This is a genomic window from Sporolactobacillus caesalpiniae (genome assembly GCF_040513385.1).
Taxonomy (GTDB): Bacteria; Bacillota; Bacilli; order Bacillales; family Sporolactobacillaceae; genus Sporolactobacillus.
Map to the genome: position 1 here is coordinate 1 of NZ_JBEVCB010000022.1, position 436 is coordinate 436.

The following is a 436-nucleotide window of genomic DNA, read 5'->3' on the forward strand; positions in this document are numbered from 1 at the left end:
TCAAAAACAGGCACCTAAGGTGCTGCCAAAAACCGCCTTAGGATTAGCGATCAAATACTGCCGTGGGCAGTGGGAAAAGCTGACGGTGTTCCTACAAGATGGACGACTAGAATTAGACAATAACCGAGGGGAGCGTTCCATCAAACCCTTTGTGATTGGAAGAAAGAACTGGTTATTCTCAAACACGCCTCGTGGAGCTAAATCAAGCGCAACGATCTATAGTATCATCGAAACCGCTAAGGAAAACGGATTAATCCCATTTCAGTACCTCATTTATCTATTTGAGCAACTACCCAATCTTGAAGAACAGAATGAGGATGCACTTGATCAGCTGCTTCCTTGGTCCTCAAGGCTTCCGGAAAACTGCAAATTATCTTCCCAACAATCATAAATCAAGCCCACATCTTTGACTAGGTGTGGGCTATTTGACGCTTAC

1 protein-coding gene is annotated in these 436 nt (G+C 44.3%); it reads left to right on the top strand.

Features of this window, described 5'->3' with window-relative positions; all coding sequences use genetic code 11:
- Window positions 1-391: IS66 family transposase (locus tag ABWW58_RS17125; RefSeq protein WP_353870254.1), on the top strand; the 391-nt coding region annotated here is incomplete at its 5' end.
- Between the last annotated feature and the right edge of the window lie 45 nt (window positions 392-436).